We start from the raw sequence: 13,750 nt of genomic DNA, 5'->3' as shown, positions 1-13,750 counted from the left end.
AGTTCGGTGGATGGCGGGTGGCGGGAGAGACGGCCGCTAGCGCTGGGTGGTTCCGCCCGGCGTGGCGCCGAGCAGCGCCAGCTCGTCCCGGCGGGGCAGTCCTTCCCAGTCCCCGGCGGTGCTGACGGCAAAGGCTCCCGCGAGGGCAGCGCGCTGCAGGCGGCCGGCCACGTTCTCGCCGTCGAGCAGGGCGGAGAGGTAGCCGGCGGTGAAGGCATCCCCCGCCCCCACCGTATCGATGCTGGTCACGGGCACGGCGGGCGTTTCCCAGCGGCCGTCTGCGGTGTGGACGCCGGCACCGGCGGCAGCGCGCTTGACCACAACTTCCCGGACGCCGCGGGCCAGGAGCACGGCAGCCATCGCCGTTTCGGCGTCGTCAGTTGTTCCGGTGCCAGAACCCGCGTTCGGGTCGGAGGCGACGAGCCCGAGTTCGTCGTCGGACGCGATCAGGATGCTCACATACCCCGCCAGCGGGGTGAGGGCGGCGCGGGCCTCGTCCCGGGACCAGAGCTTACTGCGGTAGTTGACGTCGAGCGAGACCACGATGCCCTCACCGGCGGCCCGCTCAGCCGCGTACGCCACGGCCTTCCGGGCGTCGGAGCCCAGCGCCGCCGTGATGCCGGTCAGGTGCAGGATCCGGGCGCCCGCCGTGAAGGCGCGGTCCACGTCCTCCCGGCAGAGGGTGGAGCCGGCGGAACCGGCGCGGTAGTAAAAGGCGCGGGTGACATCCGCCGTGCGCTGCTCGAGGAACATCACCCCGGTGCTGCGGGCTGCGTCCTCGCGGTGCTGCACTCCGATGCCCTCGGAGCGCAGCTGGCGCAGGATGAACTGGGCGTGCGGGTCGGCGCCCACCACCCCGGCCCAGCTGACCCGATGGCCGAGCCGGGCGACGCCGACGGCCACGTTCGACTCCGCCCCGGCCACATGCATGGTCAGGCCGCCGCCGGCCGACAGCGGCCCGGCGGAGCGCAGCGAGACCATCGATTCGCCGAGGGTGAGAAGGTCAACGGCCCCCGGGGCCGGGGCACGGCCGACGGCGGCTGTCACCGCAGGCTCCCCGCGCGCGGGCGGCCGAATTCGGCGGCCAGGGCCACGAAGCGGCGGGCCCGCTCACGCATCGGGGCGAGCCCGCCGCCCGAGCCGGCGTCGCCGAACAGCGGTCCGCCGAGCCCGACGGCGATGGCGCCGGCTTCCCAATAGCCCGCTGCTTCGTCAAGCCCCACGCCGCCGACCGCGATGAAGGGGATGCCCGGGAACGGATCGCGCAGGGCCTTGAGGTAGCCCGGCCCGCCGATGGAGGCGGGGAAGAGTTTGATCGCGGTGGCGCCGCGGTTCATGGCCTCGTACGCCTCGCTCGGGGTCAACGCTCCGGCCAGCACGGGAATGCCCAGGCGCGCCGACTCGTCGATGGACGGCGCCAGCGACGGCGTCACCATGAACTGCCCGCCGGCCTCGGCGACGTGGTCCACGTCCTGGGCCGTCAGTACGGTCCCGGCGCCGACGAAGCACCGGGCCGGAGCTGCTGCCCGGACGTCGCGGATCGCAGCAAGGGCGCCCGGCGTCGTCAGGGCAATTTCAACGAAGCGGAAGCCCTCCTCCATCGCCGCGAGGGCCGCCTTCGCTGCTGCCGTGCCGTCCGTGCCTCGCACGATTGCCACGAGCCGCGCCTCCTGGATTCCGGCCAGCAGGAAATCGGGGGTCGGGGTGTTCACCATGCTGGTGTTCTCCTTCATAGGGTCCAGCTCCGGGTTCACCATGCCGGCGCCCAGGTTGGCGCTCGTCACCATTCGGCGAAGGCTCCGTCGGGGTGCCGCCAGACGGGCCCGCGCCAGGCGTGGCCCCGCTTGTCCGCGGCGCGGACCACGGCCTCGTCGATTTCGATCCCCAGACCCGGGCCGGTCAAGCGTTCAATGTGGCCGTCGACGAACTTCAGCGGGGATTTGTCCACCACGTAGTCCAGGACTTCGGCGCCCTGGTTGTAGTGGATCCCGATGCTCTGCTCCTGGATCAGGAAGTTGGGCGTCGCGAAGCCCACTTGCAGGCAGGCGGCCAGTGCCAGCGGGCCCAGCGGGCAGTGCGGGGCGAGCTGGACCTCGTAGATCTCGGCGAGCGAGGCGATCTTGCGGACCTCGGTGATGCCGCCGGCATGGGAGAGGTCCGGCTGCGCCACGGCGATGCCGGCCTGCAGCGCGGGCAGGAATTCCTGCCGGCTGTAGAGCCGCTCACCGGTGGACACCGGCGTCGTGGTGCTGGAGGTGAACTCGCGCAGCAGGTGCGTGTTTTCCGGGACCATGGGTTCCTCGAGGAAGAAGGGCCGGTACGGTTCCAGCAGCGGCGCCACCCGCCGGGCGTTGGCCAGGCTGAAGCGGCCGTGGAAGTCGACGGCGACGTCGCGGTGGTCCCCGAGGACCTCGCGGGCGGCGGCGACGCGGCGGACGACGCCGTCGAGCTCCGCCACGGTGGCGATGGGGCTCATCCGGCCGCTGGCGTTCATTTTGACGGCGGTGAGCCCGACCTCCAGCTGCGCGCTGATCTGGTCGGCCACCTCGTTGGGCTCGTCACCTCCCACCCACCCGTACATCCGGATCCGGTCACGGACGTGGCCGCCGAGGAGCTGGTGCACGGGGGTGTTGAAGTGCTTCCCGGCGATGTCCCAGAGCGCCTGGTCCAGACCGGACACGGCGCTGGCGAGGATGGGGCCGCCGCGGTAGAAGGAGCCCTTGGTCATGACCTGCCAGTGGTCCTCGATCCGGAGCGCGTCGTTGCCGATCAGCAGCTCGGAAAGCTGGTCGACGGCGGTGCGGACCGTTTCGCTCCGGCCTTCACAGCTGGCCTCGCCCCAGCCGACGATGCCGCTGTCCGTCTCGATCCGGACGAACAGCCAGCGCGGGGCAACGAGGAAGGTTTCAATCCTGCTGATCAGTGTCATCGGTGGCCTAGCCCTTGGTCGCGCCGGCGGTCATGCCGGAGACGATGTACTTCTGCGTGAAGAGCGCAATGATCATGATCGGGATGGTGACCACGGTGGCGGCCGCCATGAGTCCGCCCCAGTCGATGCTGGCGTAGGAGACGAAGTCGAAGATCGCGACCGGCAGGGTCTTGGTCTTGGAGCCGGCGAGCACCAGGGCGAACATGAAGTTGTTCCACGAGAAGATGAAGGACAGGATGGCGGCGGTGGCGATGCCGCCGACCGAGAGCGGCAGCGTGATGCGGCGGAAGGCGCCGATCGGGGTCAGCCCGTCCACCTGGGCTGATTCCTCCAGCTCCAGCGGCATCGAATCGAAGTAGCTCATCATGATGTAGACGATCAGCGGCAGCGCAACGAACATGTGGCTGAGGATGAGGACCTCGAAGCCGCCCACCATCTTTAGGTTGGAGAAGACGTAGTACCAGGGCACCAGCAGCGAGACACCCGGGATGACGCGCGCCATCAGGACCACGAGGGCCGAGCGGTGCATCGTGAACCGGCTCATCGCGTAGGCGGCCGGGACACCGAGGACCAGGGAGAGGGCCGTGGAGACGAAGGCGACCCAGAAGCTGTTGAAGATGAAGACGAAGTAGTTGTTGCGCTGCAGCACGTTCGCATAGTTTTCGCCCGTGGGGGTGAAGAAGAACGACTTGCCGGTGTCGTAGATGTCCACATTGGTCTTGAAGGACGCCAGCAGCATCCAGAACAGCGGGGCCACCAGAAACAGCACCACGGCGATCAGTGCCACGACGCGGAAGACCTTGTAGGCGCGGGTGCCCAGCGGCTTGCGGCGGCGCGGCGCCGGCGCCGGCCGGGCGGCGGCGGTTTTGGGATCGGTCAGGACGGTCATTTGCTTACCGCTTTCTTGCGCATGGTCAGCAGCCACATGGAGCCGACGATGATCATGAAGAACAGGATCAGCACCGCGGAGGACAGCCCGTATTGGTTGTAGTCGAAGCTCAGCCCGTAGGCGTAGACGTTGAGGGTCTCCACCTCGTGGAAGGAACCGCCGCCCTTGCCTTTGGTGGCGTAGAGGATGTCGAAGGTCTTCAGGGCATCGATGCCACGGAGCAGGATGGCGACGATCACGGTCGGCATCATGAGGGGCAGTGTGATGTAGAAGAAGCGCTGGGCGGCGTTGGCACCGTCCATCCGGGCCGCCTCGTCGGGCTCCTCGGACAGGGAAGTGAGGCCGGCGAGCAGGATCAGCACCACCATGGGCGTCCACTGCCACACGTCCATGAAGATGGTGGTGCCCAGCGCGGTGTCCTGGCCGGAGAGCCAGGGCTGGGGCGGGATGCCGATCATGCCGAGCAGCTGGTTGGCGAAGCCGATGTTGGGATCGAAGATCAGCCGCCACATCATGCCGACGGCCACCGGGGTGGCGACGAGCGGGAGCAGGATGGCCACGCGGACCCACTTTTCGCCGCGGAAGGGGCGCCACAGCAGCAGGGCGATGCACATGCCCAGCACGACTTCGCAGATCAGGGCGACGCCGGTGAAGGACAGGGTACGTCCGACGGCGGGCCAAAAGCGTTCGGCGTCGGAAAGGACTGTCCCGTAGTTCTGAAGTCCGACGAACTCGGACGCGGCGCGGACGGAGCCCTGCGAATCGGTGAGGCTCAGGTACAGGGTCCAGGCCAGCGGGAAGATGATCAGGACGCCGACGAAGATCATGGCGGGGGCGGCGAACAGCCATTTGCGGTGCCGGTTGGCCCAGGCGGAGAAGTTCGCACGGGCGCTGGCGGCGCGGCCGGCGTTGCGGCCGGACGGCGGCCGGGCCTGCGCGCTGCGGGGAGGAGTCAATACAGACATGGTTCACCTAAGGAGTCGGGGGTGAAGTGAAGAGCTGGCCGCGGCAGGGCGACGGTTAGGCCGCCGCCCCACCGGGCGGTTTCGGTATACGGCGCGTGGTGCGCCGGGTGCGCTATTTCTTTTCGCTGTCCAGGAACTTCTGGAAGGCCTCGTGGGCCGTGTCGGCGGCGGCGGAAGCGTCAGCGCCGGTGATGGTCGCGACAATCGGGCCGCCCACGATTTCGCGGGCCTTGCCGACCGTGACAACCTCGGGACGGTCGTGGCCGACGCCGTTCTTGGCGCTGGCGGAGATGGCCTCGGCCAGGTCCTTCGGGTAGGTGGAGGTGCCGGCGGGATCGGCCCAGACGGAAGCGCGGGGTCCGGGGACACCTGCCTTCTGAGCTGCCAGGGTGCGTTCCTTGCTGGTGGCCCACTGGATGAACTTCCAGGCATTGTCCTGGTTGCCCGAGGCCTGGTTCACGGCCAGGCCCCACGACGGGATGTTGTACGGCTTGGAACCTGCAGGGCCGGCGGGCAGTGCGGCGAAGCCGACCGTGTCGGCCACCTTGGACTTGGCCGGGTCTGTGGCGTTCTTATAGAGCGAGTCGGCCTCGGTATAGAAGGCGGCCTTGCCCTGGGTGAAGATTGCCATCGCCTCGGGCCAGCTCATGTCCGTGCTGACGTTGGCAGGGCCGTAGTTCTTGATCAGGCCGCCGTAGTACGCGTAGGCCTTTTTGGCGGCGTCGGTGTTGACGGCGGACTTGCCGCTGGCATCAGTGAAGTCGCCGCCGAAGCTGTACAGGAAGCTGGAGAACTGCGTGACGGCGGCGGACTTGCCGGTGCGGGCCACGAAGCCCGCGGTGTCCGGCGAGGAAGCCTTGATGGCCTTGGCAGCTGCTTCGAGCTCTTCCATGGTCTTGGGAACCTCAAGGCCGGCGGCCTTCAGCAGATCCTTGCGGTAATAGAGCACTTCGCGTTCGGTGATGATCGGGACGCCGACCACTTTGCCGTCGGCCGTGGTGGCCTTGACCGGTCCCTCCTGGTAGTCCTTCCAGTCCCAGCTGGAGTCCGAGGACACTTTGGACGTCAGGTCGGCGAGGTACCCGTTCTTCGCGAACGCCTTGCCCTCCTGCAGCGGGCGGTACATCATGACGTCGATCTCGTCGCTGCCGGCATTGAGCTTGACGTTGTACTGGTCCGAGAGCTGGTCCTCGCCAAGCTGAGTCAGTTCGACCTTGAGGCCGCTGGACTTCTCGAATTCCGGAATGGCGGCTTTGATGCCTTCGGTCCAGACATGGTTCGCGAGGGTGACCCGGACGGTGCCGGCGGCTTTGGCATCGCTGCTGCCGCTGGCTCCGCCACAGGCGGTGAGGCCCAGAGTCAGGGCCGCGGCGGCAGCCGCGTACTGCATGATCGAACGTCGCTTCATTACGACTCCCTTGGTTGGTTAGGGGCTGGGCGTCACGGTCCAGCCGGCCGCAGATGCATCTTTACATCTGCTCTGGAAGCGATCTTAGAGAAATAAAGCAGACTTAAACAACCCCTTGCGCCCCACCCGTATGATTTATTTATGAAATCCCCAAAGGCGGAGTCCCCGGCAGACCTGCATTCCGTGCTGGTCCAAAACCTGGGACTCGCTATTGCCGAGGGGACCCTGGCGCCGCACTCGATCCTGCGCCTGGACGAGCTCGAGGCGCAGCACAGCGTCTCCCGCTCGGTGGTCCGGGAGGCCACGCGGGTGCTCTCCTCCAAGGGAATGCTGGAATCACGACGGCGGCTGGGCACCGTGGTGCAGCCGGAAGACTCCTGGAACGCCTACGATCCGCAGGTGATTCGCTGGCGGCTCGCCTCCTCGAAACGCCTGGAGCAGCTGCAGGCGCTGAACGAACTCCGCGGCGCGATCGAGCCCCAGGCTGCGCGCCTCGCCGCCGAGCGCGCCTCCTGGGACGCCGGCAGCGACCTCGTCTCGCGGGCGGCGCGGCTCTGGGCGGCGGGCCAGCGCGGAGACCACGACGAATTCCTCCGTCAGGACATCGAATTCCATGCCGCAGTGCTCAAGGCCTCCGGAAACGCCATGTTTTCCCAGCTGCACAACCTCGTCACCGAGGTCCTGACCGGGCGCACCGAACACGGCCTGATGCCGCATCTGCCGCACCATGAGGCCCTGCAGCTGCACGCGGACGTGGCGAGCGCCATCCAGCGCGGCGAGGCCAGCGCCGCTCACGCCGCCATGAGCCGGATCGTACAGCAGTCCACCGAGGAAATGGGTGATATCTGGTCCATCCGCCAGCAGGGCGACCCGGCCCCGGAGAACCAACGCGGGGTCACTTAGCGCCCATCCACAGCGGTCGGATAGGCGCTAAGTGACCCCGCGTTGCTCTTTCAGCGGCCGCCGTCGATTTGCCGGCTGCGCTGCTCCTGGGCCAGCGGCCCGTACGGATACACCCCGACGCGCGGCCGGCTGACCTCGCTGAGCCGCATCATCTCCCCTTCGGTCAGCTGGAGCTCCGCAGCCTCAAGGTTGTCGGCGAGCTGTTCGGTAGTACGGGCGCCCAGGATCACCGAGCTCACGGCCGGCTGGTCCGCCAGCCACGCCAGCGCCACCTGCGAGGGATGTGCGCCGTGCCGGCCGGCAATGTGTTCGACTTCCTCGATGATTTCCCAGGTCCGCGGGTCGGCGTTCCTGCCCTTCCAGGCCTCCATTCCGCGGTCCGGGTTCTCGCCCAGTCTTGTAACGCCGGTGGGCGGCTGATCACGCTTGTACTTGCCGGAGAGCCAGCCGCCGCCCAGCGGCGACCAGGGCAGCAAGCCGATGCCGGCGTCGAGCGAGGCGGGCACGATTTCGGACTCGATCTCGCGGACCAACAGGCTGTACTGCGGCTGCAGCGTCACGGGTTCGCTCCAGCCGTGGGCCCTGGCCAGGTGCACGGCCTTGGTCAGCTGCCAGCCCAGGAAGTTGGAGAAGCCGTAGTACGCGATCTTCCCGCTGCTGACGGCGTCGTTCAGGAACCGCAGCGATTCCTCGAGCGGGGTGACCGGGTCCCAGGCGTGCAGCTGGTACAGGTCGATCTGTTCCACGCCCAGCCGCTGCAGCGAACCATCCAACGCCCGGGTCAGGTGCCGGCGGGAGGTGCCGACGTCGTTCGGGGCCGTGCCCATCGGGAAGCGGCCCTTGCTGGCCAGCACCACCTCGTCGCGGGCTTTCGGGCGGGCGGCGAGCCAGCGGCCGATGATCTCCTCCGAGACGCCGGCGGCGTAGACGTCGGCGGTGTCGATGAAGTTGCCGCCCGCCGCGAGGTAGTCGTCGAGGATGGCGTGGGACTGCTCCTCGGTGGCTTCGGCGCCAAACGTCATGGTACCCAGCGCATAGCTGGAGACCACGGCGCCACTGTTACCCAGGGTGCGGTATTGCATGATTCTCCTCAGTAGTGTCCGTGTCAGTGGTGAGCGGGTCCGTGGTGTTCAGGTCAGTCTTCGGTCGGGGTGGTGCGGAGCGGGTGATAGTTCCGCCAGCTGTGCTCGGGCGCGTAGCCAAGCAGACGTTTGGCCTTGTCGATCGAGAGCATGGTCTGGTGCTCGCCGAGCTCCTTGACCACCAGGACGTTCGGGAACACCTCCGCGGCAAGGCCCGCACTGGACCGGCTCATCACGGTGTCCTCGTTGGCGATGATGAACGCCTCAAAGCCGGGATTCGCGTTCTCCAGGGCGCGGGCCACGGCCTGCGCGCCGTCACGGCCGTCGATGTAGCCCCAGAGGTTCCACTTGCGCAGGGTCGCGTCGGCGTCGAAGGCGGGGAACTCCTCATAGTCCTCGGGGTCCATCACATTGGAGAACCGCAGGCCCGTGATGCTCAGCTCGGGGTCCCAGCGGGTGAGCTGGATGGCCATCTGCTCCTCGAGGTGCTTGACCAGCGAGTAGGTGCTCTCCGGCCGGGCCGGATATTCCTCATCCACCGGGATATAGGGAGGGTCGACGTCGAACGGCAGCCCCAGCACGGTCTCGCTGGAGGCGTAGACAATCCTCTTAATCCCGGCGCGGCGGGCGGCCTGGAAAACGTTGTACGTGGCCTGCATATTGTTCTCGAACGTCGCGGCGTCCGGTGCAAGGCCGGGGGCCGGGATAGCGGCCAGATGCACGACGGCGTCGAAACCTGCATGGCGGTCCTCCAGCCCCAGGAACACATCAACCACCTGGCCGTAGTTGCGCAGGTCCACCTCGGTGTAGCCGTGGCCGCGCACACCGGCGCGGTCCAGGTTGGTGACCTCATGGCCGTCCTCGCTCAGCCGCCGGACGACGCTCCGGCCCAGCTTTCCGCTTCCTCCGGTAACAGCAACTCTCATCAGTACTCCTCTTAGGTAGGGTCTGTTCCACCCTAGAGCGGGCCGGGGACGGTGCACAGCCCCCGCGGCTGGCCCTCCGCGTCGTAGGAACAAGCGCAGGACCAATGAGTCCCCCAAATACGGGTGCGGTGCAGCGCGCGAGGTGACTTCCGCATGACTTTTGGCCCTAGCCTCTGCCGGAAAGACCGGGCAGGCTGGGGGCCATGAACGTTGATCAGCGGATAGTCGTGGGCGTGGACGGTTCAGAGTTTTCGACGACGGCGCTCCGGCTCGCCGGGCGCATGGCGGCGGGCCTGAACGCCCCGCTGGAGGTTGTCACCTGCGTGGGCACATCGGATTTCTTCCTCGCCTCCCACCTTCCCGAAGAGCGGACGGCTACCACCACCGAACTGGAGGAGACGGCCAAGCGCCTCGTGGACCAGTCCCTTGAACGGGCTTTCGGCAGCGCCCTGCCGGATGGGCTGACTAAGACGGTGAAGTTCGGCCCACCGGCCAAGGTCCTCGTCGATGAGAGCCGCGACGCCCAACTTCTGGTGGTCGGCAGGCGCGGGCGGGGCGGATTCCTGGCCCAGGTCATGGGTTCGGTGAGCGGCGCCTGCGCGGCCCATGCCTACTGCCCGGTGCTCGTGGTCGGCCAGGGGGCAGGAAAAGACCAGGCTGCAGGATGACATTGAGCCGGTGGCCGGTCCGGGCGCTCTCGATTCCCACCGCGCGTTGGCGAGACCAGCACCAGCTGCAGAAAGTGGCTAGATCATGAGCAGTTCCCGGCCGGCAATCCGGCTTCGTGGCCCGCTGGCGGCCCTGGCCGCGGCAGCGGCAGCCGTCGCCTATGTCCTCGCCGTCCGGCCCCGGCTGCTGAAGTGGGGTGCGACGGTGCAGGAGGCCGCCGGACCGCTGCCCGGTGACGAGCTGGTGCAGACGCCGCGCATGCAGACCACCCGGGCCGTGACCATCGCGGCACCGGCCGAGCGGATCTGGCCGTGGCTCGTCCAGCTGGGAGCAGGGCGGGGCGGCATGTACAGCTACGATGCGCTGGAGAACGCAGCAGGCCTGGGCATGCACAGCGCGGACGGGATCCTCCCGGAATTCCAGCAGCTCGACGTCGGTGATGTCATCCCGCTGGCGCCCGACGTCGGGATTCCGGTCCGGCGCTTGGAGACCGCGGCCGTGCTGGCCCTCGGCGGCACGATGGATCCGCGCACCGGGAGGATCACCTCCGCCGGCGGTGCTGCCACCGGCCCGCGCCTCGAGCTGGGCTGGACTTTCGTGTTGCTGCCGGTGGACGCCCGCACCACGCGGTTACTGTCCCGCACCCGCTACGACTATTCGCCCCTGCCGTTGGGGCTGGTCTTCCGCCCGCTACTGGAACCGCTGCAATTCCTGATGGAGCGGCGTATGCTTCTCGGCATTAAGTCCCGGGCCGAGGGCAGCCGCCCGCCGAGTTTCGGGAGGTAAACGGCGAAATCGGCTAAGACAAGCATCATCGCCGGCGTTGCCTGGGGGGCAGCAGGTATTCCACAAACCAGTCCCTGGCGAGAATGGCGGCCGCCGCCAGTGTGCCGGGTTCCTCAAAAAGATGGGTGGCGCCCTGGACGACGGCCAGCTGGTTGGGGCAGCGCATCATGGACTTCGCCTTGCGGTTGAGTTCGAGCACCTCGTGGTCGTAGCTGCCCACGATCAGGAGGGTGGGCGCCCGGACGGCCGGGAGCCGGGGGCCGGCCAGGTCCGGCCGGCCGCCGCGGGAGACGACGGCGTCGATCCTCGCGGCGGGTTCCGTGGCCGCCCGCAGTGCGGCGCCGGCGCCCGTGCTCGCGCCGAAGTAGCCCACCTTGCAGGAGGCGGTGTCGTCCCTCATGGCAAGCCAGTCCGTGGCCGCAGACAGCCGGCGCGCCAGCAGGTCGATGTCGAAGACGTTGGCGCGGTTGCGTTCCTCGCCAGGCGTCAACAGATCCAGCAGCAAGGTGCCGAGCCCCGCCTGTTGCAACATGCCCGCGACGAATCTGTTCCGCGGGCTGTGCCGGCTGCTGCCGCTTCCGTGCGCGAACAGCACCACTCCCCGGGCCGGAACGGGAAGGTGCAGCCGGCCCTGTAGCCGCACGTCTTGGCACGGGATCTCCACGTCCTCATCCAAGTCCGCGGCATGCTGGGCTGCGGCACCCGCCCCGTTGCTGGAAACAGGCGGCGAGGCTTGCAGGCGCTTGGCTGCGGCGTCGAGAAGCTGCACCACCTCGCCGTCTTCGGTCGGAGAAAAGTCCCGGTAATGGTAGCCGACGGCGGAGAACTGCCGGGGCGTGGCCAGGCAGACCAGCTCATCCGGCTCGGACAGGCTCGCCAAGGTATCGGCCGGAGCCACCGGCACGGCCAGGATCACCCGTGCGGCGCCGAGCTTCCGCGCGACCCGGCAAGCTACCCGGGCAGTGGATCCGGTGGCGATGCCGTCATCGACGATCACGGCGGTGCGCCCGGTGAGGTCCTGCCGGGTCCGTCCCTTCCGGAACCGGGCCACCCGGTTCTCCAGCACGGCGCGTTCGTGCTCTTCGACGGCCGTTAACTCCTGCTGGGATACCCGGGAATGCGCGAGTACGTGCTCTTCCAGCACCCGCGCGCCACCCTCACCGACCGCCCCCATGGCAAGCTCCGGCTGGTAGGGAAGGCCGAGTTTCCGCACCACGATCACATCCAGGGGCGCGTCCAGCGCCGCGGCAACCTCGAACGCCACCGGGACGCCGCCGCGGGGTAGGCCCAGGACCACTATGTCCTGGCCCCGCAGTTCCACCAGGCGCCTCCCCAGTTGCCGGCCGGCGTCGACCCTGTCTTCGAAAATGCTCATCAGCATGGCTTTCCAGTCGGGACAGCGGCCGTGGGCTCATCCAGGCATACGCTCCGCAGGCTGGGAAAATAGGCCATGTGGCCGCTCCCTCCCACTATGGGTCAGGAACCGCCGGGAGGTGAGGGCCTTTGTGCCCGGATTCGGCTCCGGCCGGGACACCGGTTGTGCGTGGACTGGACACCCGCCCAAAGGGACATGCCCCGCGCCGGGGCCAGCGGGTGGACATAGTGGCACCATGCCCAGTCCCGGCGAGCGAAGAATGGGCATGTCCCCCGGCGCAAAATGACCGCTAGACGGCCGCGTCCACGATGGTGCGGATGGTGTCTTCGTGGGCGAGGATCCTGAAGTGGCCGGCGGTTTCCAGCCGGACGTTCCGGGCGCCGGGCAGCACGCTTCCTTCGGGGATGTGCGGGTCGAAGATCCCGTAGATGGACGTGATGCGTTCGTTGACGCGTTCCTCGCCTGAGAGCTGCACTGTTACCGCGTTCCGGGGTGAAAAAGCGCGCAGGCTCGGGAGCAGCATAAAGGACGCGTAGCGGGAGCCGGAGAACGGCGTGCAGACGGCGGCCATGCCGCTGATGCGCCCGTCCGGGTCCAGGGACATCATCGCGTATTTGCCGATCAGCCCGCCCTTGCTGTGGGCGACGATCATCACGTCGTTCAGCTTCCGGTCCCGGAGGTAACCGGCAATCAGCTCCGCCGCCTGGGGGACGGCGAGCCGGTTCCGCTGCAGGACTGTCATCACATGCACCGGGTGCCCCGCGTCATGAAGTCGCTTGACGAGCGGCAGCATAAAGCGCCAGTCCTCATAGATTCCCGGAATCACGACGACGGGCCGGCCGGTTCCGCTGAGGAAATTGGCCGGGCGTGTCCTGGAAACGGCGCTGCACAGCTGCCGCCCGAGGGCATAGAGATAGTCCTGGATCCACCAGGCGGCAGCCCGGAGCGGGCCGCTCATGCGGGGTTCACCTGCTGAGTGTCCGTGGCCGAAGTCCGGAGCCCGGCGAAGGCCGTGATGGCCTCGGCCACCTCGTCGGCGCGGTTGTGCTGGACCACATGGCCGGTCCCCTGGATTTCCAGCAACCGCCCGTTGGGTGCCAGTTCGGCCAGCCGGCGGCTCCAGCCGGTGGAGGCCACCGGATCATTGGCGCCGCGCAGCACCAGGACCGGCGCCGTGACGCGGGTGATCTTCTGGTCCGTGGGGTAGTCCATCATCACCCGCAGGGTCTTGAGGTACCAGCGCGGCCCGCAGCGGAGATAATCGGTGAAGACGACGGCGTTCGAAGAGGGGCTCTCATGGAGCACGCTGTCGAGGCCCAGCGCCAGGGCCTGCTGTGCCACGGTGCGACGCTTCGAATCCACCACCGGTCCCATCAGGACAACGTAGGGAATCCGGCCCGGTTGCTGCAGGGCGGCCTCCGTGACGAACTGGCTCCCCATCGAGTGCCCGACGATCACGAACTCCAGCACACCGAGCTGTTCCATGGCGCCGAGGATGTAGGTGGCGTGGTCCGCGACGGTGAGGGTGTGTTCAGGCCTGGGAGTGGCGCCGAACCCGGGCAGGTCAATTGAGTACGTGTCAGCCGATTCAGCCAGGAGCGCGTGGAGTCGGCGGAGATAGCGGTGCGAAGCGCCGATCCCGTGGATAAGCACGACGGCGGGCCTTGCCCGCGCTTTGGCCGGGAACGGGGCCGGAGCAGACGGTCGGCGGGAAGCGAACACATGGCCGAGATGGCCTGCGGCCTCGATCACCAGACGGTCGGGCCTGCTCATAGTGGGACTCGTTTCTGTTCTGTGTTGCTATATCCAGTACCTAGT

14 protein-coding genes are annotated in these 13,750 nt (G+C 68.0%); 3 read left to right on the top strand and 11 right to left on the bottom strand.

Annotated elements, in window-relative coordinates:
- Window positions 1-36: 36 nt before the first annotated feature.
- The 6 genes from AC50X6_RS08755 to AC50X6_RS08730 form a co-directional block, all read right to left on the bottom strand.
- Complete coding sequence (locus tag AC50X6_RS08755) at window positions 37-1,047, bottom strand: sugar kinase (protein ID WP_494965841.1); 1,011 nt, start codon at window positions 1,045-1,047, stop codon at window positions 37-39.
- Complete coding sequence (locus AC50X6_RS08750; protein WP_494965840.1) at window positions 1,044-1,787, bottom strand: bifunctional 4-hydroxy-2-oxoglutarate aldolase/2-dehydro-3-deoxy-phosphogluconate aldolase; 744 nt, start codon at window positions 1,785-1,787, stop codon at window positions 1,044-1,046. Before AC50X6_RS08750 ends, AC50X6_RS08755 begins: the two co-directional genes overlap by 4 nt.
- Window positions 1,781-2,929 carry a galactonate dehydratase gene (gene dgoD / locus AC50X6_RS08745; RefSeq protein WP_494965839.1) on the bottom strand — a complete coding sequence of 383 codons (1,149 nt, stop codon included), beginning with the start codon at window positions 2,927-2,929 and terminating at the stop codon, window positions 1,781-1,783. Before dgoD ends, AC50X6_RS08750 begins: the two co-directional genes overlap by 7 nt.
- 7 nt (window positions 2,930-2,936) lie before the next feature.
- Window positions 2,937-3,818 (bottom strand): carbohydrate ABC transporter permease, encoded by an 882-nt coding sequence (locus AC50X6_RS08740; RefSeq protein ID WP_494965838.1) that lies wholly within the window; start codon window positions 3,816-3,818, stop codon window positions 2,937-2,939.
- Complete coding sequence (locus AC50X6_RS08735) at window positions 3,815-4,783, bottom strand: carbohydrate ABC transporter permease (RefSeq protein WP_494965837.1); 969 nt, start codon at window positions 4,781-4,783, stop codon at window positions 3,815-3,817. Before AC50X6_RS08735 ends, AC50X6_RS08740 begins: the two co-directional genes overlap by 4 nt.
- A 112-nt stretch (window positions 4,784-4,895) precedes the next feature.
- On the bottom strand, window positions 4,896-6,191 hold the full coding sequence (locus AC50X6_RS08730) for an ABC transporter substrate-binding protein (RefSeq protein WP_494965836.1): 1,296 nt from the start codon (window positions 6,189-6,191) through the stop codon (window positions 4,896-4,898).
- Window positions 6,192-6,332: 141 nt separating this feature from the next.
- On the opposite strand from AC50X6_RS08730, the gene AC50X6_RS08725 reads away from it, so the two are divergent.
- A complete protein-coding gene (locus tag AC50X6_RS08725; protein WP_494965835.1) occupies window positions 6,333-7,094 on the top strand; it encodes a FadR/GntR family transcriptional regulator in 762 nt (253 codons plus the stop codon).
- Between the two features lie 50 nt (window positions 7,095-7,144).
- Here AC50X6_RS08725 and AC50X6_RS08720 read toward each other — a convergent pair whose 3' ends face one another.
- Both AC50X6_RS08720 and AC50X6_RS08715 read right to left on the bottom strand, forming a co-directional pair.
- The gene (locus tag AC50X6_RS08720; RefSeq protein WP_494965834.1) at window positions 7,145-8,176 is read right to left on the bottom strand and encodes an aldo/keto reductase; all 1,032 of its coding nucleotides are present in this window, start codon (window positions 8,174-8,176) and stop codon (window positions 7,145-7,147) included.
- Window positions 8,177-8,229: 53 nt separating this feature from the next.
- Entirely contained in the window at window positions 8,230-9,102 is an 873-nt protein-coding gene (locus AC50X6_RS08715) for an NAD-dependent epimerase/dehydratase family protein (RefSeq protein ID WP_494965833.1), read from the bottom strand.
- Between the two features lie 203 nt (window positions 9,103-9,305).
- On the opposite strand from AC50X6_RS08715, the gene AC50X6_RS08710 reads away from it, so the two are divergent.
- Together AC50X6_RS08710 and AC50X6_RS08705 are read left to right on the top strand one after the other, a co-directional pair.
- The gene (locus AC50X6_RS08710) at window positions 9,306-9,770 is read left to right on the top strand and encodes a universal stress protein (protein ID WP_494965832.1); all 465 of its coding nucleotides are present in this window, start codon (window positions 9,306-9,308) and stop codon (window positions 9,768-9,770) included.
- Window positions 9,771-9,855: 85 nt separating this feature from the next.
- Entirely contained in the window at window positions 9,856-10,557 is a 702-nt protein-coding gene (locus AC50X6_RS08705; RefSeq protein ID WP_494965831.1) for a hypothetical protein, read from the top strand.
- Window positions 10,558-10,582: 25 nt separating this feature from the next.
- Here AC50X6_RS08705 and AC50X6_RS08700 read toward each other — a convergent pair whose 3' ends face one another.
- The 3 genes from AC50X6_RS08700 to AC50X6_RS08690 form a co-directional block, all read right to left on the bottom strand.
- Window positions 10,583-11,932, bottom strand: coding sequence for a phosphoribosyltransferase family protein (locus AC50X6_RS08700; protein WP_494965830.1), 1,350 nt, complete (start codon window positions 11,930-11,932; stop codon window positions 10,583-10,585).
- A 289-nt stretch (window positions 11,933-12,221) separates the two neighbouring features.
- On the bottom strand, window positions 12,222-12,890 hold the full coding sequence (locus AC50X6_RS08695) for an esterase/lipase family protein (protein WP_494965829.1): 669 nt from the start codon (window positions 12,888-12,890) through the stop codon (window positions 12,222-12,224).
- Window positions 12,887-13,705: an alpha/beta fold hydrolase gene (locus AC50X6_RS08690; RefSeq protein ID WP_494965828.1), complete on the bottom strand. Its 819-nt coding sequence runs from the start codon at window positions 13,703-13,705 to the stop codon at window positions 12,887-12,889. The genes AC50X6_RS08695 and AC50X6_RS08690 overlap by 4 nt, the downstream gene beginning before the upstream one ends.
- Window positions 13,706-13,750: the final 45 nt, after the last annotated feature.

The organism is Pseudarthrobacter sp. HLT1-7, from assembly GCF_059383435.1.
This window is presented reverse-complemented; position numbering and strand designations above follow the sequence as displayed.

What these genes read in the sequence shown, in the direction of transcription:
- AC50X6_RS08750 (WP_494965840.1), bottom strand. Translation starts at nt 1,787, where the DNA reads ATGGTGACGAGCGCCAACCTGGGCGCCGGCATGGTGAACCCGGAGCTG.
- dgoD (WP_494965839.1), bottom strand. Translation starts at nt 2,929, where the DNA reads ATGACACTGATCAGCAGGATTGAAACCTTCCTCGTTGCCCCGCGCTGG.
- AC50X6_RS08740 (WP_494965838.1), bottom strand. Translation starts at nt 3,818, where the DNA reads ATGACCGTCCTGACCGATCCCAAAACCGCCGCCGCCCGGCCGGCGCCG.
- AC50X6_RS08735 (WP_494965837.1), bottom strand. Translation starts at nt 4,783, where the DNA reads ATGTCTGTATTGACTCCTCCCCGCAGCGCGCAGGCCCGGCCGCCGTCC.
- AC50X6_RS08730 (WP_494965836.1), bottom strand. Translation starts at nt 6,191, where the DNA reads ATGAAGCGACGTTCGATCATGCAGTACGCGGCTGCCGCCGCGGCCCTG.
- AC50X6_RS08725 (WP_494965835.1), top strand. Translation starts at nt 6,333, where the DNA reads ATGAAATCCCCAAAGGCGGAGTCCCCGGCAGACCTGCATTCCGTGCTG.
- AC50X6_RS08720 (WP_494965834.1), bottom strand. Translation starts at nt 8,176, where the DNA reads ATGCAATACCGCACCCTGGGTAACAGTGGCGCCGTGGTCTCCAGCTAT.
- AC50X6_RS08715 (WP_494965833.1), bottom strand. Translation starts at nt 9,102, where the DNA reads ATGAGAGTTGCTGTTACCGGAGGAAGCGGAAAGCTGGGCCGGAGCGTC.
- AC50X6_RS08710 (WP_494965832.1), top strand. Translation starts at nt 9,306, where the DNA reads ATGAACGTTGATCAGCGGATAGTCGTGGGCGTGGACGGTTCAGAGTTT.
- AC50X6_RS08705 (WP_494965831.1), top strand. Translation starts at nt 9,856, where the DNA reads ATGAGCAGTTCCCGGCCGGCAATCCGGCTTCGTGGCCCGCTGGCGGCC.
- AC50X6_RS08700 (WP_494965830.1), bottom strand. Translation starts at nt 11,932, where the DNA reads ATGAGCATTTTCGAAGACAGGGTCGACGCCGGCCGGCAACTGGGGAGG.
- AC50X6_RS08695 (WP_494965829.1), bottom strand. Translation starts at nt 12,890, where the DNA reads ATGAGCGGCCCGCTCCGGGCTGCCGCCTGGTGGATCCAGGACTATCTC.
- AC50X6_RS08690 (WP_494965828.1), bottom strand. Translation starts at nt 13,705, where the DNA reads ATGAGCAGGCCCGACCGTCTGGTGATCGAGGCCGCAGGCCATCTCGGC.